Source organism: Microbacterium songi, assembly GCF_042747925.1.
In the GTDB taxonomy this organism is placed as follows: domain Bacteria; phylum Actinomycetota; class Actinomycetes; order Actinomycetales; family Microbacteriaceae; genus Microbacterium.
The window spans coordinates 320,587-341,597 of record NZ_JBHZIE010000010.1 but is presented as its reverse complement, the minus strand read 5'-3'; the positions used below and the strand labels follow the sequence as shown (position 1 = coordinate 341,597).

Here is a 21,011-nt window from a genome sequence, read left to right as displayed (position 1 = left end):
TCGGTCGACGTGCTGATCACGGCGAACCCTCCTCGTCGATCGAGCGCAGCGTGGTCGCTGCCGACACCCGCGATGCCGCGGCGGTCGCCAACGCGACCGCCACCACGGCCACGATCAGGAAGGCCCCGATCACGACCGGCGACAGCCAGCCGCCGATGTGGACCGCGGGCTGCTCCGCAGCGCCGATGAAGCGCGACAGATCGAGCGAGGGCAGCACGAGGTAGGGCATCGCCAGCCCGACCCCGACCCCGACGGGGAGCGCGAGGAGGAGGGCGGGTCCGACCTCCCAGGCGACGAGCGGCAGCTCGCGTCGACGCGGGTACCCGAGCGCACCCAGCAGCGCGAGCATCCGCCCACGCGCAGCTGCCCCCAGCACGAGGGTCATGCCGACCGCGAAGCCCAGCAGCAGGGCGACCGCGATGACGGATGCCACGAGCCCCGTCTCGACGGCGATCAGGGCGGGGTCGTCGCGGAGTCGGTCCCGCACATCGGTCGGCGTCGTGGTGGACGCCTCCGGCCCGGCGACGGCGCGGGCTGCCTCGGCGATTTCTTCTGCGGAGGCCGATGTCGCGACGTCCACCAGCACCACCGACGGGGCGAACCGGTCACGGACGAGGCGCTCGGCGTTCGCGCGGTCGACGAGCACCCATGACTCCGCGCCGCCGAACGGAGACACCGTCGGCGCCTCCGATACGACGTCGACGACCGTGCCGTCGATCTCCAGCGTCGACGACCCGATCCTGCTCGCGAGCGCTCGCGACGCCACGACCGGTACCGCGTCGCCCGCCCGATCGCGCAGCGTCGCGGGCAGTGCGATCGCGGTGGGCAGTCCCGCCTGCACCGCGGCGAGCTGCTCGACGTCCATGACGTAGACGACCAGCGGCACGCGCTGGCCGCCGACCTCGCCGTCCACCCGTTGATCGAAGTACACCGGCGCGGTCGCCTCCACGCCGTCGAGACCCGCGAGGCGCTCGAGCTGGTCCTGCGGCAGATAGGGCGCGGTGAGTCTGACGTCGGCGCCCACCTGCGCCTGCGCCGAGGTGTGGATGCCCGTGCGCACCGTCTCGGAGAAGGCCACGGCGAACAGCGCGATCGCGATCCCGACCACCACGGCCAGCACCGGCGCCGCGCGGACGGCGGGGTCGCGTCGGGCCCGCGCGGGCCCGAGCAGGCCGACGAGGCCGCTCCGCGACGGCGCGCCCCGCTCGATGACCGACAGCACGAGCGGCACGAGACGCAGCGCGAAGACGCAACCGGCAGCGGCCAGGGCGAGAGGCAGCATGGTCAGGACGGGATCGACGCCATCCGACGTCGCGCGGGTGGCCACGAGCCACACGACCACCGCCGCGCCGACGAGGACGGATGCCTCGGCCACCAGTCGTCGTCGGGCATCGGCGGTTGCGGGGACGCCGAGGTCGGACCGGGCGGTCTGCGCTGCGGCATGCACCGTGAGGACGGGCACGACGACCGCGGGGGTGAGCGCGACGAGCAACGGGATCACCACAGACGCGGCACCGCCCCAGCCGGGCGCCACCGCCGCCGCGAGGCATCCGATCGTCGCTCCGATGCCGCCGAGGATCAGCCCCTCGATGGCCAGGAGCACGGCCAGACGGGGCATCGAGCCGCCGCGCGCGCGGGCCAGCCGCACCGACCCCACGCGACGCGTGGAGAGCATGCGACCCGTGAGGGCGAGCGCCACGATCGCCACGGCGACCGGTCCTACCGCGACGAGGGAGACGACCGCGGTCATCGCGTCCGCCCGCCCGATGCCCGCGTCGATCGCGTTCGCCGACGAGCTGCGGAACGCCAGTCCGGTCGGCTGCTGTCGCTCGACGACGACCGCGAACGGCACCTGAGTACTTGCGAACCCGCGCAGCTGCGCGGCGACGGATGCGGCCGTGGCTCCCTGCTCGCGGTCGACCGCGAGCGGGAGCCAGGCGACGCTGGCCGCCGAGTCCGGCACCACGAGTGCGTCCGAGAGCCGACCGGGTGACGCGTACGCCGTGGCGTAGTACGTTGCGCTGCCGGAACCGTCGTACACGACATCGGGATTCAGCCCCGTCGGCACATGGTCCCATTCCCGGTCGTCCGGGTCGGCCGCTTCGAAGATCCCGCTGAGCGTGACCTTGAAGGCGATACCGCGGGGATAGCCCATCGTGCGGCTCTCGCCCACCGGCCACGCGAGATCGGCTGCGGCCACGCGGGACAGACCGATCGAGAAGGCGTCGACGACGCCGGACGCCGTCTCGTCGGGGGTGATCGATGGCGCGGTGGTGTCGGGGGCGACGCCCTCGACGAACCGGGTCCTGCGTGGCGAGTCGGGGTCGAATGTCAGCATCACGCGGTTCGCGGGGCGCGCTGCGCCCGCGGGCGGGACCGCCGCGATGTTGTCGAGTGCGACGACCAGGCGGGGCGGGTCGAGCACCCCCCGCAGGTCTTCGGGAAGAGCGGCGCGCGTCTGCGCGAGCTGCTCGAGCGGCGCCCCCCAGACGGGCGCCAGCTCGGACGGGAGGTCGAACGCGGCCTCGGGCGGCGCGGACGCGGCGCCTGACGGGACGGACTCGGCGCTTCCCGAGGCGGGTCCCGGTGTCGCGATACCCCGGGTGGAGGCGGTCAGGTCGCGTTCCGCAGGCGCGACATCGTCGATCGCCGCCCGCACGGTGCCGGTCCTCGCCTCCTGGAGGAGCAGAGGTCCGGCTGCGCCGGCGTAGGACACGAGGGCGACGAGGATCACGATGAACATCGAGATCGCCGGTGCGGTCGAGGCGGCGGCCAGCGCCAACGCGGCGCCCGACGTGGTGCGGGCGGACTGCCGGCGTAATCGACGCGACACCGTCATGATGCGGCCCCCGGCAGTCCCGCGATGAGCGCCGGCACCAGCAGCTCGGCGGCGACTGCCCCGGCGAGCGCACCGGCGATCAGCCCGTAGCCGATCGCGAGCCCGGCCTCGACGACGGACGTCCTGCGCTGAAGCGCGGGTGAGAAGCCGAACGACCTCAGGGGCACGAACTCCGCCCGCCGACGCCGCGACGCGGACGCCGCCACGACGCTGAACGCCAGGGCCGCGAGCACCGCGACCACGCCGACGCCGGCCGCGAGCAGCCCGATGGTGGGCGCGGTGACAGCCGCGGTGCCGACGGAGGCGGCCGTCTCGGGCCGGACGGGGTCGACAGCCACAGACCGAACGGATGCCGCGGCCAGGTCTGTGGCGGAGCTGTCGATCCACAGCTCGTTCGCCGTGAGTACCGAACCGCCCAGCTCGATCGCGCGCGACTCGAAGGCGGCGAGGTCCACGGCGATCCCGTCCTCCCCTCCCACCCCGGGGAGAGCGGGCACGATCGCATCGACCTCCACGGCGATGGGCGGAGTGATCGAGCCCACCCGGAGAGCCAGCTCGGCGCCGTCCTGCACCGCGAGTCGGTCGGCCAGCTGGGAGGTGAGCACGACGGGCAGGGCCTCCGGCAGCCCGGTCACGGTCGGGATTCGAAAGCTCTGCTGCCTGCGGTTCAGCGTGACCTCGTCCTCGGGGAGCGTCAGCTCGCCCTCGGCGTCGCGTGCAGCGAGGGTCATCCGGGCCTCGGGGACGTTGCCGGCGGCGGCGTCGTCGGGGAACACCGCCGACACCTCGAGTGCACTCAGGCGTGAACCCTCACCGACGTCCGCCGTCACCGTCTGCGCGGCGGCGCCCGTCGCCGCCCTGCCGGCGGTCGCGACGGCGCCGAGGTCGACGCGTCGGACGGCACCGTCGCCGTCCGTGACCCAGGCGACGACCGTCACGGTCGTACCCGGGACGGACCCTCGGGCCGCGACGTCCACCGCCAGCGATCCGCCTCGGAGCGGCGGCGTCGTGCCGACGATCAGCCCACCGACGTCGAAAGCGCCGCCCGTCGTCGACGAGGCCGCCAGCAACGCCGCGGGTGCCGCCACCAGCGCGACGTCGAGCGATCCGAGTGTGGCCCGACGTGTGAGCACGGCGAACGCGGAGTCGACGCCGGGGAGGCCTTCCACCGTGTCGGCGGCGACCCCGGCGTGCCGCTCGTCGATCGTGGTGGGGATGTCGAAGACGGCGCGCACGTCCGCACCCAGCAGGCGTGTCACCCCGCCCTGCTGCGCGTCCGCGACGCGTGCCGAAAGAACCGAGGCGAAGACACCCGACGACGCCAGCAGCGCGAGACTGAGGACGCCGGCCGTGAGCGGGCCCGCCTGTCGGGCGAGTCGACGCATCGCGAGCACGCCCGCGAGCCCGCGAGTGCGGCGCGCCGCCCGCTCGGCAAGTGTCGCAACGGGCAGCGCACCGACGGTGATGAGGAGGCTCGCGGCGAGAAGTGTGGCGGCGGGTGCCGATGCGGCGAGCGGATCGGGCCGTCCCGCGCTGATCAGGCCGCCGCTGGCCAACTGCGCGCTCGCCAGGAGCGAAACGGCCACCGCGGCGACGAGAGGCAGCAGCAGGGCGAGCGCACTGCGTCGACCCGCATCCGCTCTCGCAGACCGGGCGACCGCGACCCCCGGCGCAGCCGACGCCGTCGCGACCGCGACCGCAGCGAGGGCGATCGCGACGGCGATCCCCGGAACGGTCGCGGGCGTCGATTCCAGGACGCCTGTGGCTCCGGCCGCCACAGCCAGGCCGATCGCCGCGCCGGCGAGCGCTCCGACCACGCTGACGATCGAGGTCTCCGCGATCATCACGCCGACGAGGGCACCGGGCGACGCACCCCGCGCGAGCAGAACGCGTCTTTCGTCGTCGCGGCTGCGCGCGAGGGTGCGGGCGAGCACGCCGAGCACGATCGCCCCCACCAGGAGCAGAACGGCGAGGGGGACCGCGAGCATCGCCCGGGAGCCCGCCACCGCCGCGGAGGCGCGCGCCATCGTGCTGCCGAGCTCGCCCTCGATGCGCAGACTCTGCCGTCCCCCCGGGTCGAGGGCGGCCCGAGCACCCGCGAGCCGCTGTGCGCCGTCCTGGTAGGCGGACAGCAGCCCGGCCGTGATCGGCGATGCCGGGGTCACCATCCAGCGAACACGGGGAACCTGGCCGAGCGCCGCCACCCGCTCCTCCGCGGCGAGCACGGGACCGATCGCTTCGCCGGTTCGCCCGGAACCCACCGACGGCTCTCCGAACCAGGCGGGGTCCGCGGGGTCGAGGGGCTCCCAGATGCCCGAGATCTTCGCCGGCACGCCGTCGAGGACGATCTCTCCCCCGACCTCGTCGCCCGTGCGTTCGGCTGCACGGGCCGACACCGCGACCTCGTCCGCCGTCCCCGGCCACGCACCCTCCACCAGCCGCGAGAGCTCCGGGACGTGCGGATCGGCGAGCATCCGCCGCTCCGCAGCGCCGTCCTCGGTGACACCCTCTCCCCAGACGCTTCGACGCACCGTCACGGATGCGGCCCCGAACGCCTCGGTGACGGCGACCGTCACCGCGGCATCCTGCGCATCCGGATCCGCCGCCAGCAGCGCGTCCAGCGCGACCCCCTGCGCCTGCGGGACGGCGGCGGCGACGATCGCCGCCGCCCCCTCGTCGAGCGCCGTCGTCGTGGCGGCATCCAGGCTCACGACCGCCGCAACGAGCACGCCGACCACGCCCGCGAACGCCGCGAGCTGAATCCGACGCGCGCGGGCGGCGCGGACGGCGAACGGCATGTGACTCCTCGGCAGACCACGCGTACGGGGCGAGGCTCGCTCAGGCTAACCCGCCGGCCGCGACGTTCGCTCGCACGGCGCTCCGTGCCCGACGTCGGGCGCGGTCAGACCTCGGCCGCGGCGCGCCAGCATCCCTCGACGTGGTCGTCGACCATGCCGGCGGACTGCATCAGCGCGTACATCGTCGTGGGCCCGACGAACCGGAAGCCGCGCTTGCGGAGCGTCTTGCTCATCGCCGTCGACTCCGCGGTGGTCGCAGGCACATCCGCGAACGACGAAGGACGCGGGCCCGGGGCATCCGGAGCGAACGACCAGAGCAGCGCGTCGAGGGCGCCGTCGGGCATCTCGGCGACGAGACGGGCGTTCGAGATCGCCGCCGTGATCTTCGCGCGGTTGCGGACGATACCCGCGTCGCCCATCAGCCGCTCGACGTCGTCGTCGCCGAACATCGCGACCGTGTCGGGGTCGAAGCCGGCGAACACCTCGCGGAACCGAGGGCGCTTGCGCAGGATCGTGATCCACGACAGCCCTGCTTGGAAGCCCTCCAGGCTCATCTTCTCGAAGAGGGCGCTGTCGCCGTGCAGCGCGTGGCCCCACTCCTCGTCGTGGTAGCGCCGATACTCGGGGTCGTCGCCGACCCATGCGCAGCGCGGGATGCCGTCGTCGCCGAGTCGGATGTCACGGCTCACGGTCATCCGCTCACCCTAGCCTCGGCGTTCCCGCGTGCAGAGCGCGTTACTTCTTCTTCAGCGACTTCTCCGAGACGGGGGCTTCGCCGGAGGCGACCAGCGCGGCGTAGTACGCGCGCGCCTCGTCCTGACGGGCCTGCTCGGCACCCGACGCGATGGCCGCGCGCAAATGCTCCGGCTCGTACCCGAACGCGTCCACGAGGTCCTGCGCGTGCGGGCGCAGCCGCAAGCAGAGGCGATCGATGTAGCTCGACACGGCGGCCGCGCGCTGCGCCGACATCCGTCCGTTGATGAGGTACCAGGCGAGGTGCTTCTCGATCAAGCCCAGACCAAAGAGGTCCCGGAGCCAGGTGAGGACATGCTTCGTCCCCGCGTCGGTGACTTTGGCGACGGCATCCGTGAAGGCTTCCCACTGCAGCAGTTCGCCATGGGCGCGCGCGGCCTCGATCAGCTCGGACTGGTTGGCATTGAAGAGCGCAGCCGCTTCGGCCGGCGACAGCTTGGCCGCCGGACGCAGACGCCCCGCGATGTCGGCCACCATCTGCTGCACCCGGCCGGCGAGCAGCTCGTGCTGCTGGTCGCCGCGCAGACCGCGTTCGACCGAGCGCGCCGTCGAACCGAAGTCCGACACGGACTGCCCGAACTGCCGGAGGCCGGCACCGTGGAAGAGCTTGCCCGCGGTCTGGCCGACGGCGAGCTTGGCGATGGTCGCGGCGTCCGCACCCCGGAACTGCTTGGCGTAATCGCTCAGCAGTCGCTTGCCGACGAGCTGCAGCAGGACGTTGTTGTCCCCCTCGAAGGTGACGAAGACGTCGAGGTCGCTGCGCAGTCCGACGAGGCGGTTCTCGGCGAGGAAGCCCGAGCCGCCGCAGGCCTCGCGGGCCTCCTGGAGGGTGTCGAGCGCGTGCCAGGTCGAGAGCGGCTTGAGCGCGGCAGCGAGGGTCTCGAGGTCTTCACGGTCGTGGTCGGTGTCGGCCGTGCCACTGAAGACCGCGTCGAACTTCTGGAGGAACTCGTCGTGCGCGAAGATGGTGGCGTACGTGGTGGCCAGGCGGCTCAGCAGCCGGCGCTGGTGCTTGCCGTAGTCCAGCAGCACGACCTCGTCCGTGCCCGCACCCGAGTCGAACTGCCGTCGCTGGTTGCCGTAGGTGATCGCGATGTCGAGACCCAGGGCCGAGGCCCAGGCTGCCGATCCGTCGAGCGACACGCGGCCCTGCACAAGCGTTCCGAGCATCGTGAAGAAGCGACGGCCAGGGCTCGAGATCTCGCTCGAGTACGTGCCGTCGGGGGCGACGTCTCCGTACTTGTTCAGCAGGTTCGTGCGGGGGATGCGCACGTGGTCGAAGTGCAGGCGGCCGTTGTCGATGCCGTTCAGACCGCCCTTGAGGCCATCGTCCTCGCCGCCGACTCCGGGCAGGAAATCGCCGTTCTCGTCGCGGAGCGGCACGTAGAAGCAGTGCACGCCGTGGTTCACGCCGTTCGTGATGAGCTGCGCGAACACCGTGGCCGCGATGCCGTGGAGCGCGGCGTTGCCGAGGTAGTCCTTCCACGCCGCGCGGAACGGGGTGTGGATCACGAACTCCTCGGTCTCGGGGTCGTAGGTCGCCGTGGTGCCGGCGGCCGCGACATCCGAGCCGTGTCCCGTCTCGGTCATCGCGAACGCACCGGGGATCTCGAGGCTCATGATGCCGGGCAGCCACTTGTCGTGGTGCTCCTTCGTTCCGAGCTGCAGGACGGCCGAGCCGAACAGCCCCCACTGCACGCCCGCCTTGATCTGCAGGCTCGGGTCAGCGGCGACGAGCTCGGTGAAGCCGGCGATGTTCGCGCCGTTGTTGCCTGCTCCGCCGTACTCCTTCGGGAACGCGCGGTGCACGCCGCCCTGCTCGACGAGCAGGTGCATCTGGCTGAGCACCCGCTCCCGGTGCTCGGACATGCTCTGGCCGTCGACGCGCCAGAAGGCGGGGTCCTTGATCATCTCCCGCGCTTCGCGTCGCGTGTCGGCCCAGGTGCCGAGCAGACGGTCCGTCACGTCCGCGACGTCGATGCGGGGGTCGGATGCCTCGGCGGCGGTATGCGGGGCGCGCGCGGCGCCACCGGCGGGGGTGCGCCGGTTGATGGCGGGCTTGAGGGAGCGAACGACGGCGTCGGCCATTGTCGGGACCTTTCGTCAGAGAAAGAAGAAGACACCATCAACGGTAGGAGTCCGACAACGAACGCTGAAACCGGTTGGGCGATACCTCCAAGAGGGTCGGACCGCCTCCGACGGGTAGGTTGTGCACACCCCACATGTGGTCGGTCGGAGGGCATGCGATGCAACGGGTCAGCCCGACCCGACTCCTCAAGAATCCCTCGGAGCCTCGATCACCCCCGCGTCATCCCGCGGGTAGACCCTGGATCAGGCGCCGTCCTTGACGAGTTCGGCCGCGTGACCGGCCAACCAGGTCACCGCCGTGGCCGCGACATCGGCGACGGAGGGCGTGACATCGACGGCGACGCCCGCCTCATCCGCTCCGAGGTTCTCGAGGGTGTCGAGTTGGGACCGCAGCAGCGCCGGCGGCATGAAGTGGCCTGTGCGGGCAGCCGCCCGCTGCGCCAGCAACTCGGGGGCACCGGTCAGGTGGACGAACACCGTGCCGGGCGCCCCCGCTCTGAGGCGATCCCGGTAGCGGCGGCGCAGCGCCGAGCAGGCCACCACGATTCCCCCGGCCTCCGCGCCGTCGGCGAGGACGTGCGCCACGTCGTCGAGCCACGGCCACCGGTCCACGTCCTCCAGCGCCTCACCGCGCGCCATCTTCGCGACGTTCGCCGCGGGATGCAGGGCATCGGCATCGACGAACGGAAAGGCGCCCGCCGCCGCGATCGCCTTGGCGACCGATGTCTTCCCCGCTGCGGAGACGCCCATCACCACGATGGGAACCGCCTTCGTACCCGGCGGGCCCGGCGGCGGCGGCGTCGGGCCCGGCGGCGGCGGAGGAGGCATCCCCCCATCCTGCCGTGCCTCGACCTCGCGTCTGCAACCGGCTCATCGCCGGAGACCCGACGGAAGGCCTGTCGCGCCCCGACGGTCGCCGGCCGCGTCAGGCGGAGGCGATCACCGAGAGGACGGCCTCACCGTAGGCCTCGCGCTTCTTCTCGCCGATGCCGCTGATGCCCGCGAGCTGCGCCGCCGTGGACGGCCGCACCTCGGCCAGCGCCCGCAGCGTCGCATCGCCGAACACGATGTAGGCGGGAACGCCCTGCGCCTTCGCCGTCTCGGAGCGCCACGCGCGCAGCGCGTCGAAGACCGAGCGATCACCCGCATCGAGGGTTGCGGATGCCTCGGACCTGCGGGCGCGCGACCCCGACGACGACCCGCCGCGGCCGATCGTGTCGCGTCGCAGCGGCACGGCGGTCGAGCCGGACAGCACTCCCGCGCTCTGCTCGGACAGACCCAGCGTGCCGTACTCCCCCTGCGCGACGAGAAGACGGCGGGCGAGGAGCTGACGTATGACGCTCCGCCAGTCCTGCTCGCTGAGGTCGGCGCCGATGCCGAAGGTGGCCACCTTGTCGTGCCCCTGCTGCAGGACGCGCTCGGTGCGGTTGCCGCGGAGGATGTCGATCAGCTGACCGGCGCCGAAGGCCTGGTTGCGCTCGCGCTTCAGACGGACGATCGTCGACAGCAGCTTCTGCGCGGGAATCAGGCCGTCCCAGATCTCGGGCGTTTCCAGGCAGGTGTCGCAATTGCCGCAGGGCGTGGAGGGCTGCCCGAAGTAGCCGAGCAGGTCGACGCGGCGGCATCCGGTCGTCTCACAGAGCGCGAGCATCGCGTCGAGGTGCTGGCCCTGCCTGATGCGGTGCGCCCGATCACCGTCGCCGCGCTCGATCAGTCGGCGCTGCTGCACCACATCACCGAGGCCGTAGGCCATCCAGGCGATCGACGGTTCGCCGTCGCGACCGGCGCGACCGGTCTCCTGGTAGTACCCCTCCACCGACTTCGGCAGGTCGATGTGCGCGACGAACCGCACGTCGGGCTTGTCGATGCCCATGCCGAAGGCGATCGTGGCGACCATCACCACGCCGTCCTCGCGGAGGAACCTCGATTGGTTGGCCGCGCGCACGCCGGCGTCGAGACCCGCGTGGTAGGGCAGGGCGTCGAGCCCCTTCCCCCGCAGGAATTCGGCCGTCTGCTCGACGCTCTTTCGGCTGAGCGCATAGACGATGCCCGCCGACCCCTCGGGCTGCGAGCGGATGAAGCCGAGAAGCTGCTGGCGCACCTCGGCCTTGGGCGCGATGCGGTACTGGATGTTCGGGCGGTCGAAGCTGGCGACGAAGTGCCGCGCGTGCGGCATCCGCAGCCGTTCCCCGATCTCGGCGTGCGTCGCCTCGGTGGCGGTCGCCGTCAGGGCGACGCGCGGCACTCCGGGGAAAGACTCGGCCAGCCCGCCGAGCGCGAGGTAGTCGGGACGGAAGTCATGGCCCCATTGCGACACGCAATGCGCCTCGTCGATCGCGATCAGGCTCAGGGTGCCGCGTTGGAGGAGGCGCAGGGTGGCGGCGCTCGAGAGACGCTCGGGGGCCACGTAGATGAGGTCGAGCTCGCCGGCGAGGTAGGCGCGCTCGACCTCCGCACGTTCGCCCGCCTGCTGCGTTGAGTTGAGGTAGGCGGCGCGCACGCCGTTGGCGCGAAGAGCGTCGACCTGATCGTGCATGAGGGCGATCAGCGGACTCACGACGAGTCCCGTCCCCTCTCGCACGAGCGCCGGCACCTGGTAGATCAGGCTCTTGCCACCGCCGGTGGGCATGAGCACGATCGCATCGCCACCGGCCGTGATCGCGTCGATGGCCTCGGCCTGGTCGCCGCGGAAGCTGTCGTAGCCGAAGACGGTGTGCAGCGCCTCCAGCGGTGTCGCGTATCGGGAGGGCGTGACGCCGATGGCGGGCGGGACGGATGCCGCGGCCGACGAGCCAGGGGAGGGCGATGTGCTCCGGCCGGCACCCGCGCGCTCGGGCGGCGGCATCCATCCATCGTCCGCGGGCGGGGCCCAGGAGTCGTCGGGCGGCGGAGCGAGCTCATCGGGGTCCCACGCGAGGTCGGCGTACGGGTCGCCGGCGAAGGGGGAGGTCATCCGTCCAGGGTAGCCGGGGCCTCCGACCTCCCCGGCCGGACGTCGGCCGGCCGCCGGGACGACCGTCAGCCGCTCTTGGGGAGGTCGACGCCGAAGATCGGCACTCCGTCGGGGCACAGGGCGACGTCGGGGTTGTAGTCGCTGAGGACCCCGTCAGGATTCTCGCGGTGCACCCACGCGTGTATCACCCACAGAGGCAGGACCGAATGCCGGTGCAGCTCGTTTCCGAAGAGGGTCGGCGGTTCGTCCGAGGTCCGCGCGTCGACCGGCACGATGAACTCCAGACCCACGAGCGCGGCTGGCGCGCCCGCGGGGTCGAGCTCGTAGACCAGCGCTTCCGGGCGCTCGACGTCGAGCACGTCATCCAGTTGCGCGGCATCCAGGTAGTGCAGCCCCATCCCGCCCTTGTCCTCGTCTTGGAAGCAGCCCAGATCGTCGATCGTGCTCGCGTATCCGGCGGCCTGCGCGAGCTCGAGATCGGCGAAGTCCGCCGTCGCGGCGCGCGCCGCCTGCAGATCCGACTCGGCCGCCGCGGACGCGTCGTGCAACGAATGCGCCGTGCTCACGGCGGCCGGTGAGGCGCCCGGAGCACAGGCGGCGAGCGCCGCGCCGGCGACGATCAGCAGTCCGACGGCGCGAGCCCGGCGGATGCCGCGCGTCGGCCCGGCATCGCGGGCTGGAGATGGCGTGTGGTGAGACATCTGGACGACTCCGTTCGCTCCCGGCCCCGATCTGAGGTCGACACCGAGTGTCGTCGTCCCGCACACCGGTGGCATGACCAGAACTGCCCATCTTGCGATCCGCGCTAGAGCCGCAGCACCTCGGTCACACGCACCACGGCCGTGCCGACCTCCTCCGAGGCCGCGAGGTCGACGACCGCACGGATGCGCCAGTCGTGGTTTCCGTCGGGGTCGTCGAGGGTCTGCTCGACATTCCAGAGACCGGACGCCGCGGCATCCGTCTCATCGACGCTCACGAGCGCCGGCGACCGCGCGGCACCGCCGGTGAGCAGCTCGTCGTGTTCGTCGTAGTAGGCGTCGAGGGCGGCCGGCCAGTCGACATCGGGGTCGAGCTCGGTGAGAGCGTCGTCGCGCTGGAGCGCCGCGAGCTGCACCCGGCGAAACAGCTCGTTGCGGATCAGCACCAGGAACGCGCGCCGGTTCGTGAGCACCGACGGCGGCGCCGGCGGCACGATCGGGGCGGTGGGGTCGTCGGCCGGGTTGATCAGGCTCTCCCACTCGTCGACCAGACTCGAGTCGACCTGGCGCACGAGCTCGCCGAGCCATTCGATGATGTCGAGCAGCTCTTCGGTCTGGGCGTCGGTGGGAACCGTCTGCCGGATCGCCCGGAACGCGTCGCTCAGGTAGCGCAGCACGAGACCCTCGCTCCGCGCGAGCTGATACACCTGGATCATCTCGGCGAACGACAGCGCCCGCTCGAACATGTCGCGGACCACCGACTTCGGAGACAGCTCGAAGTCCCGCACCCACGGCTGGCTCGCCGCGAAGACCTCGAAAGACTGCGCCAGGAGTGCCTCGAGCGGCTTGGGATAGGTGACCTCCTCGAGCGCCTCCATGCGTTCTTCGTATTCGATGCCCTCGCGCTTCATCGCCGCCACGGCTTCGCCCCGGGCCTGGAACTGCTGCTGGGACAGCACGGGTCGCGGGTCGTCGAGCGTCGACTCGATGACGCTGACCACGTCGAGCGCGTAGTGGCCCGTGCCGACTCCAGGGGTGGAACTCCTCGCATCCGGCGAGATCGAGCCGGATTCCGCCCCAGCCGGGGACGCCGGGCCCGGATTCGCGGAGTTCTGCGCAGAATCGCGTCCGTCCTCGGGGTCGAGCAGCTCGATGGCCGCGAGCGCGAAGGGCGACAGCGGCTGATTGAGGGCGAAGTTCGGCTGCAGATCGACGGTGAGGCGGATACCCGGGGCTTCCGCTCCGGCATCGACCACCTCCACCACGCCCGCGGCCACCAGCGTCCGGAAGATCCCGAGCGCCCGCCGGGCCAGCTCGTACTGCCGCGCACGGGGCTCGTGGTTGTCGAAGACGAGCGACCGGACGTGGGCGAACACGTCGCCGCCACGGGCGATGACGTTGATCATCATCGCCGCCGTGAGCTGCAGCTGCGGCACGAGGGGCTCGGGTTCGGCCGTCTCCAGCCTCTCGAAGGACGCCTCGCTCCAGTTGACGAACCCCTGCGGCGCCTTCTTGCGGACGATCTTGCGGAGCTTCTTGGGGTCGTCCGCCGCTTTCGCGAACATGGCCGCGTTCTCGATCTCGTGCTCGGGCGCCATCACCACGACGGTCCCGGCCGTGTCATAGCCCGCGCGCCCCGCGCGGCCGGCGATCTGATGGAACTCGCGGGCGCTGAGCTGCCGCATCCGCTGTCCGTCGAATTTGGTGAGCGCCGTCAGCAGCACCGTCCGGATCGGCACATTGATGCCGACGCCGAGGGTGTCGGTGCCGCAGATGACGCGGAGCAGTCCGCGCTGGGCGAGGGTCTCCACGAGCCGCCGGTACCGGGGGAGCATGCCGGCGTGGTGCACGCCGATGCCCGCGCGGACGTAGCGGGAGAGGGTGCGGCCGAAAGCCGTCGTGAATCGGAAGCCGCCGATCGCATCGGCGATCTCGTCGCGCTGCTCGCGCGAGACGATCCGCACCGACGAGAGGGCCTGCGCCCGCTCCATCGCCGCGGCCTGGGAGAAGTGAACGATGTAGATCGGCGCCTGGCCGGTGTTCAGCAGATCTTCGACGGTCTCGTGCACCGGCACCCGTACGTAGGAGAAGTGCAGGGGAACAGGCCGTTCGACGCCGGTGATGCGGGCGGTCGGGCGACCCGTCCGCCGCGTGAGGTCGGCGGCGATGTCGGAGACGTCTCCGAGGGTCGCCGACATGAGAACGAACTGCGCGCGCGGAAGCAGCAGCAGCGGCACCTGCCAGGCCCAGCCGCGATCGGGGTCGCCGTAGTAGTGGAATTCATCCATCACGACCTGATCGACGTCGGTGTCGGCACCGTGCCGGAGCGCCTGATTCGCGAGGATCTCCGCGGTGCAGCAGATGATCGGCGCGTCACCGTTGACCGACGAATCGCCCGTCACCATGCCGACGTTCTCGGGGCCGAAGATGTCGACGAGCGCGAAGAACTTCTCGCTCACGAGGGCCTTGATGGGCGCGGTGTAGTAGCTCCTGCCGCCGCGGGCGAGCGCCGCCGCGTGAGCCGCGACGGCCACGAGGGACTTGCCGGTGCCGGTCGGCGTGGAGAGGATGACGTGGGCCCCCGACGCGATCTCTATGACGGCTTCGTCCTGGGCGGGATACAGGCCGAGCCCGCGTCCCTCCGCCCACTCGACGAATCCCTCGTAGATGGCGTCGTCGCCGGCTCCGCGGGGGATGAGGTCGAGGAGGGACGTGGGCATCCTCCGAGTCTGCCCCCGATCCTGCCGAATCCGCATTCGGACGACGCCCTCGCACCGCACGTGGCGGAATGGCGCGCTCCGCCGTACGTTGTGGGGAGTACGCACCCGGCGAGGAGAGGACGACCATGACCGAGGACCACGACGACACGACGGTCACGCGCAATGATGAGGCGGGTCGGTACGAGATCCGGGTGGGCGATGTCCTGGGCGGGTTCAGCGAGTTCTTCACCGACCGCAAAGGCCGGGTGGTGTTCCCGCATACCGAGATCGACCCCGCGTTCGGCGGACGGGGTCTCGGCAGCACCCTCGTGAAGGCGGCGCTGACGGATGCCGCGGCCCGCGGCGAGACCGTACGCCCGACCTGCCCGTTCGTCACCGCGTACCTGCAGAAGCACGATATCGACGGACTCGTCGTGGACTGGCCACGCGAACGTCCGGCGGCGGGCGGTGGCCACGCCTCGGGAGGCGGCGGCGTATGACCCGGCTCGACGTCGACGCCGAGGAGGTGGCGGAGGCGGCACCGGCCTGCGACGGACCGCGCGCGCTTCTCCTGGAGTCGCGTGCCGTGCCGCTCGGGGGTCTCCGGGGTATGGAAGTGCACAGGGCGCTCCCCCAGCGCGACCTTCCGATGGTGGGCGCGTGGTGCTTCCTCGACCGCTTCGGACCCCAGGTGACGCGCATGCGCGTCGAGCCGCATCCCCACATCGGCCTGCAGACGGTGACATGGCCGCTGGTCGGTGAGGTGCACCACCGGGATTCGGTCGGCAGCGACGTCATCGTGCGCCGCGGTGCGCTCAACCTCATGACCAGCGGTGCCGGCATCTCGCACTCGGAGTACTCGATGGGAGAGGATGCCGCACCTCTGGACGCCCTGCAGCTCTGGGTCGCCCTGCCCGAGTCCCGCCGGCACGGCGCGCCCGACTTCGAACGCCACGAAGACCTGCCGACGCTCGCGCTGCAGCCTGCTGCACGAGAAGCGGGAGCACCGGGCGAGGCGACGGTCGTACTCGGTGAACTGGGCGATGTCGTCTCCCCCGCAACCGTGCACACGCCGATCGTCGGCGCCGAGCTTCGGGTACGTGCGGGTTCACGCCTCCGCGTGCCGCTGCGGGCCGACTGGGAGTACGCGCTCATCGGTGTCGCGGGAACGGTCTCGGCGGAGACGGGCACCCCCGACGTGGCGACGAGCCGTGTCGACGTGCGCGAGCTGCTCTATCTCGGCACGCAGCGGTCGGAGATCGTGGTCGCGGCCGGCGACGCGGATGTCACGGCGTTCCTCATCGGGGGCGAACCGTTCCCCGACGAGATCGTGATGTGGTGGAACTTCGTCGCGCGCTCGCACGAAGAGGTCGTGGACGCACGGGATGCGTGGGAGGAGGCATCCGCCCGCTTCGGGCATGTGGTCGGTCACGCCGACGAGCGCGTGCCCGCTCCGCCGCTTCCCGGCGTGCGTCTCACGCGCCGTCGACGGCGGGTGTGAGGGGCGCACCAACTCCTTCGACAGCGGAGGATCTCGCCCGGGCACTCCACTTAGGCGAGGCTAAGCTGAGAGCGTGGCAGCGGCATCCCGGATCTCGACGAGCGTGCTGCTCACGTGCGCCGCGATCGGTGTCGCCACGGGCGTCGTGGGGGGCATCGCCGGTCTGATCACGCCGCTGGTGATCGCCGGCGTGCCGATCCTGTACGGCCTGGTCCTCGGCGCCCATGTGCTGCCGGGGATCATCGCCCAGCAAGTCCTGCGCCTGCCCTGGGTCGCCCTCATCACCCACGTCATGGCGGCTCTGGTCGCGAGCGCGTTCGCGCTGCCCTTCGCCGGGCGGTTCCTCGGCACCGCCCTGCTCTTCGGCGGCATCCAGGAGGGCGTCGCTGCACTCACGCGCTATCGCGCATGGGGCGCCTGGCGCTTCTTCGTCTCGGCCGCCGTGATCGGCGTGCTCGTCGCGGCCGTCGTCGGCGTCGCCGCGAACCTCGCGACCCTCCCGGTCTGGGCGCAGCTCGTCTACATGATCCTGTCGTTCCTCGGACCGATCGGCTGGACGGCCGCCGGCCTCGGCGTGGGGACTGCACTGCGCCAGGCCGGCGTCGCCCGTCGCGGGCGACGCTGACGGTTCTCGCTGTGGCCGCATCCGACAACGGCGCCGACGGGGTGGGCACGACTCCAGCCGAGCCGCTTCTGCGGATACGGGATCTCGGGATCACGCACGAGGGGGCGGATGCCGCGACCCCCGCCGACGTGTCGTTCGACGTGGCGACGGGTGAGGTGGTCCTGCTCCTCGGACCGAGCGGATCCGGCAAGTCGACGCTCACGCTGGCGATGAACGGCCTGATCCCGCACGACCTGCCGGCGATCCTGCGGGGGTCGGTGTCGGTGGGCGGCGATGAGACCTCGGGCAGCACGGTCGCCCGCCTCAGCACGCAGGTCGCGATGGTCTTCCAGGATCCCGACGCGCAGATCGTCACGGGCACCCTGCTCGACGAGGTCGCCTTCGGTCCCGAGAACCTGCGGATGCCGGTCGCCGAGGTGCTGCGGCGCGCCGAGGAGTCGCTGCGAAGGGTGGGGCTGTGGGAGCGTCGTCATCAGAACCCCGACCGCCTGTCGGGCGGGGGCAGGCAGCGCTTGGCGATCGCGTGCGCGCTCGCCATGGGCTCGCCGCTGCTCGTGCTGGACGAGCCCACAGCGAACCTCGACCCCCAGGGCATCGAGGAGGTCTACGCCGCGCTGGCCGATCTGGTCGCCGCCGGGGATCGCGCGATCCTGCTGGTCGAACACAACCTCGATGCGGCGGTGGGCCTCGTCGACCGCGTGGTGGTGCTCGATCACACGGGGCACCTGGTCGCCGACGGCCCGGTCGACGACGTCCTGCGCGGTCGGGCCGAGGAGCTGCACGGTCTCGGGGTGTGGCTCCCCACCTCGACGATGGCGGCCCTGCGGCTGCGGACGGCCGGCTGGCGTTTCGACCCCCTCCCCCTCACCCCCGATGAGCTGCGCGCGGCGCTGGATGCCCAGCCCGCCCCCGCCGGCCCGCCCGCGCCGTCGGGGGCCCATACACCGCGCCTCGACCCCGGAACGGCTTCTCGTGGCGCCCCACCGCCGTCGCCGCCCCTCATCCGCGTCCGCGGGCTGACCGTGCGCCGAGGCGCGAGCACCGTCCTGCATGACGTCGCCCTCGACATCCCCGAGGGAGCGTTCGTCGCGGTCATCGGTGCGAACGGCGCGGGGAAGACGACCCTCATCCAGGCGATCGCGGGCGTGATCGCCCCGCCGCGCGGCACCGTCCACGTGGGCGACCTCGACGTCGGACGCGCCTCCGCGCGCACACTCGCGTCGCGCGTGGGGTTCGTCTTCCAGAACCCCGAGCACCAGTTCATCGCCCATACCGTGTTCGACGAACTCGCCCATGGACTGCGATCGGCCCGCGTCGCCGACGACGAGATCGCCGAGCGTGTCGACGCGATGCTCGTGCGGTTCGGTCTCCTCGACAAGGCCGATGTGCATCCGTTCCTTCTCTCGGGCGGGCAGAAGCGGCGCCTCTCAGTGGGTACCGCCCTCATCGCCGGCGCGCCGGTGCTGGTCCTGGATGAGCCGACGTTCGGACAGGACCGCGCCCGCGCCGACGAACTCCTCGGTCTGCTGCGCCGGCTCAATGCCGACGGGACGACGGTCATCGTCGTGACCCACGACATGCAGCTCGTGACCGAGTACGCCGACCGCACGGTGATCCTCGCCGACGGGCGCATCGTCGCCGATGCGCCGACCACCGAGGTGTTCGCCGATGATGACCGGATCGTGCGAGCCGGACTGCGGCCGCCGCCGCTCAGACGCGCGCTGAAGAGGATGGTACGGCATCCGCGACTCGCGGACCTCGCACGCCTCCGCGACCTGCCCTTCGTCGCGGCCGCGGCCGACGGAGGCGACGCGTGATCCCGGACGCGGGCGCCGACGCGACCGCGCACGTCGGCGCCCGCCCCGGCCGGGACTCCTTCGATCCGTACGCTCCCGTCGTCGCGGGCTCCGCCCCGCGCTTCCTCTACCGCCTCAACCCGCTCGCCACGCTCGCCGGGCCCGTGCCGGCGATGATCGTGCTCGCGTTCGTCCGCGACCTCGCCACTCCGCTCGCCTTCCTCGCGCTGACCTATGTCGTCCTGCTGATCGGCGTTCGGTTCACCCTGCGCACCGCTCTGCTGCTGTTCGTCGCGATCCCCGTCGCCGTCGTCGTGGTCGGCGTCGGCTTCGCCGTGTGGGCCGATCCCGCGGGGGTCGACCGCAGCGTCGTGGTGCTGCAGGTCGGCGGGTGGGCGCTCTACGGCGGAGCACTCGAGGTCGGTTTCGCGACCGGTCTGCGGCTCGCCGCCATCGTCGCGCTCGGCCTCCTCGCCGGGCTGAGCTCGAGCGGGGTCGAGGTCGTGCGCGCCATGGTCCAGCAGCTGCGCGTGCCGTACCGCATCGGATACACGGCGCTCGCGGCGTTCCGGTTCGTCCCTCGCTTCGGGTACGAGCTGGAGGTCATCCGGCAGGCGCACCGCGTACGTGGCGCGCACGGCGGACGCGGGCCGTTCGCTTCGATCGCCCGGGGGGCGGGCTACCTGGTCCCGCTGCTGGCCGGGGCGATCCGTCACGCCGAGCGGGTCGCCCTGGCGATGGACGCCCGCGCATTCGGCGCATACCCCGACCGCACCGAGAGGCACCTCGTGCCGTTCCGCGTCCGCGACCTGGTGTTCCTGGTGGCGTCGTGGGCCGTGTCCGCCGTGGTGTTCTGGTATTTCTTCCCCTGAGAACGGATGCCGCGCCCCCGCCCCTCGCGCAAGGAGTGAGAGCGCGGCATCCGTGGTCTTCAGCGCTTGCCGGCGATCTGGCGGCCGACGATCTCGCGCATGATCTCGTTCGTGCCGCCGTAGATGCGATGCACGCGCGCGTCGAGGAACGCCGTCGCGATCGGGTACTCGGTGATGTACCCGTACCCGCCGTGCAGCTGCACGCACGTGTCGAGGATCTCCCACTCGCGGTCGGTCGTCCAGAACTTGACCTTCGCGGCCTCCTCAGGCGTGAGAGCCCCGTCCTTGTAGGCCAGCAGGGCGCGATCGAGGTAGGCCCACATGACGTCCAGCGTCGTGGCGATGTCTGCGAGTTTGAACCGGGTGTTCTGGAAGTCGATGATCCGCTCGCCGAACGCCTCGCGGCTCTTGGTGTACTCCACGGTCCACGCGTAGGCCGCCTGCGACGCCGACGCCGCGGCGATGCCGATGGAGAGCCGCTCGAGCGGAAGGTTCATCATGAGCTGGATGAAGCCCTGGCCCTCCGTGCCGCTGATGAGGTTCTCCTCGGGCACGAAGACGTCGCTGAACGACAGCTCGGCGGTGTCGTGTCCGTGCGAGCCCATCTTGTGGAGCGTCTTGCCGTGGTCGAAGCCCTCCATCCCGTTCTCGAGGATGAGGAGGCTGAATGCGTCGGGTCGGTTGCCCTCACCGGTCTTGACGAACGTCACCACGATGTCGGCGGTCTTGCCGCTGGAGATGAAGGTCTTCGCACCGTTGACGATGTACCCGCCGTCCACCTTCTTCGCGGTCGTCTTGATGCCGCGCAGATCGCTGCCCGCACCCGGCTCGGTCATCGCGAGGGCGCCCAGGATCTCACCTGTCGCCATCCGCGGCAGCCACTTCTCCTTCTGGGCCTGGGTGCCCATGTGCACGATGTAGGGCACCGCGAGGTCGTCCTGGATGCCGAAGGCGCCCGCCAGCGAACCCGCACCGGCGGCGATGACCTCTTCGTTGACGATGGTGCGGAACCGGTAGTCCTGCAGCATCCCTGCACCGCCGAACTCCTCGGGGACCGACAGTCCGATCAGACCCTGCTCGCCCGCGGCGATCATCGTCGCGCGATCGATCTCTCCGGCTTCGTCCCACTGCGCGATCTTCTCGCTGCTCGCGAAGCGCTTGATGAACTCCTTGACGACGTCGCGGAATGCTTCGTGGTCCTCGTCGTAGATATCGCGGTCCATTGCCGGTCCTTCCTGTCCGCCGTGGGCGGTTCGCGTCGATGCGAGGCGCTTTCGGCTCCCTCGCCGCCGTCGATCCTAGGCCCCACGCGTCAGCGCACGCTGAGCACCTGTGGGATTGCGTTCCCTGAATGCTGAGACCCGGTTTCGGCGTTGTGGAATGCCTCCA

Annotated in this window: 14 protein-coding genes; 5 read left to right on the top strand and 9 right to left on the bottom strand. The window is 71.5% G+C overall.

Translation table 11 applies throughout. From position 1 onward, the window contains the following. Positions 1 to 16 precede the first annotated feature (16 nt). From ACFM35_RS12650 to ACFM35_RS12615, 8 genes are all read right to left on the bottom strand, one after another. Positions 17 to 2,839 carry a hypothetical protein gene (locus tag ACFM35_RS12650; RefSeq protein ID WP_378842543.1) on the bottom strand — a complete coding sequence of 941 codons (2,823 nt, stop codon included), beginning with the start codon at positions 2,837 to 2,839 and terminating at the stop codon, positions 17 to 19. Continuing rightward, complete coding sequence (locus tag ACFM35_RS12645) at positions 2,836 to 5,637, bottom strand: FtsX-like permease family protein (protein WP_378842541.1); 2,802 nt, start codon at positions 5,635 to 5,637, stop codon at positions 2,836 to 2,838. The genes ACFM35_RS12650 and ACFM35_RS12645 overlap by 4 nt, the downstream gene beginning before the upstream one ends. Before the next feature lie 104 nt (positions 5,638 to 5,741). Beyond that, entirely contained in the window at positions 5,742 to 6,332 is a 591-nt protein-coding gene (locus ACFM35_RS12640) for a DNA-3-methyladenine glycosylase I (RefSeq protein WP_378842539.1), read from the bottom strand. A 40-nt stretch (positions 6,333 to 6,372) separates the two neighbouring features. Further along, a complete protein-coding gene (locus ACFM35_RS12635; protein ID WP_378842537.1) occupies positions 6,373 to 8,478 on the bottom strand; it encodes an acyl-CoA dehydrogenase family protein in 2,106 nt (701 codons plus the stop codon). Between the two features lie 243 nt (positions 8,479 to 8,721). After that, a complete protein-coding gene (locus ACFM35_RS12630) occupies positions 8,722 to 9,306 on the bottom strand; it encodes a gluconokinase (RefSeq protein ID WP_378842535.1) in 585 nt (194 codons plus the stop codon). Between the two features lie 97 nt (positions 9,307 to 9,403). After that, complete coding sequence (gene recQ / locus ACFM35_RS12625; protein ID WP_378842533.1) at positions 9,404 to 11,431, bottom strand: DNA helicase RecQ; 2,028 nt, start codon at positions 11,429 to 11,431, stop codon at positions 9,404 to 9,406. Between the two features lie 65 nt (positions 11,432 to 11,496). Further along, positions 11,497 to 12,132 (bottom strand): hypothetical protein, encoded by a 636-nt coding sequence (locus ACFM35_RS12620; RefSeq protein WP_378842531.1) that lies wholly within the window; start codon positions 12,130 to 12,132, stop codon positions 11,497 to 11,499. 104 nt (positions 12,133 to 12,236) lie between these two features. Then, positions 12,237 to 14,849, bottom strand: a complete 2,613-nt coding sequence (locus ACFM35_RS12615; RefSeq protein ID WP_378842529.1) for a DEAD/DEAH box helicase — start codon at positions 14,847 to 14,849, stop codon at positions 12,237 to 12,239. 125 nt (positions 14,850 to 14,974) lie between these two features. Between ACFM35_RS12615 and ACFM35_RS12610 the strand changes: the two genes are divergently transcribed. The 5 genes from ACFM35_RS12610 (at position 14,975) to ACFM35_RS12590 (ending at position 19,622) form a co-directional block, all read left to right on the top strand. Further along, positions 14,975 to 15,328 (top strand): GNAT family N-acetyltransferase, encoded by a 354-nt coding sequence (locus ACFM35_RS12610; protein WP_378842527.1) that lies wholly within the window; start codon positions 14,975 to 14,977, stop codon positions 15,326 to 15,328. Continuing rightward, the gene (locus tag ACFM35_RS12605) at positions 15,325 to 16,329 is read left to right on the top strand and encodes a pirin family protein (RefSeq protein WP_378842525.1); all 1,005 of its coding nucleotides are present in this window, start codon (positions 15,325 to 15,327) and stop codon (positions 16,327 to 16,329) included. Before ACFM35_RS12610 ends, ACFM35_RS12605 begins: the two co-directional genes overlap by 4 nt. Positions 16,330 to 16,402: 73 nt before the next feature. Continuing rightward, complete coding sequence (locus ACFM35_RS12600; RefSeq protein WP_378842523.1) at positions 16,403 to 16,954, top strand: ECF transporter S component; 552 nt, start codon at positions 16,403 to 16,405, stop codon at positions 16,952 to 16,954. Positions 16,955 to 16,965: 11 nt separating this feature from the next. After that, positions 16,966 to 18,771, top strand: coding sequence for an ABC transporter ATP-binding protein (locus ACFM35_RS12595; RefSeq protein ID WP_378842520.1), 1,806 nt, complete (start codon positions 16,966 to 16,968; stop codon positions 18,769 to 18,771). Continuing rightward, positions 18,771 to 19,622 (top strand): energy-coupling factor transporter transmembrane component T, encoded by an 852-nt coding sequence (locus ACFM35_RS12590; RefSeq protein ID WP_378843029.1) that lies wholly within the window; start codon positions 18,771 to 18,773, stop codon positions 19,620 to 19,622. Before ACFM35_RS12595 ends, ACFM35_RS12590 begins: the two co-directional genes overlap by 1 nt. Positions 19,623 to 19,681: 59 nt before the next feature. Here the strand turns inward: ACFM35_RS12590 and ACFM35_RS12585 are convergent, their stop codons facing one another. Beyond that, complete coding sequence (locus ACFM35_RS12585; RefSeq protein ID WP_378842518.1) at positions 19,682 to 20,845, bottom strand: acyl-CoA dehydrogenase family protein; 1,164 nt, start codon at positions 20,843 to 20,845, stop codon at positions 19,682 to 19,684. Positions 20,846 to 21,011 lie beyond the last annotated feature (166 nt).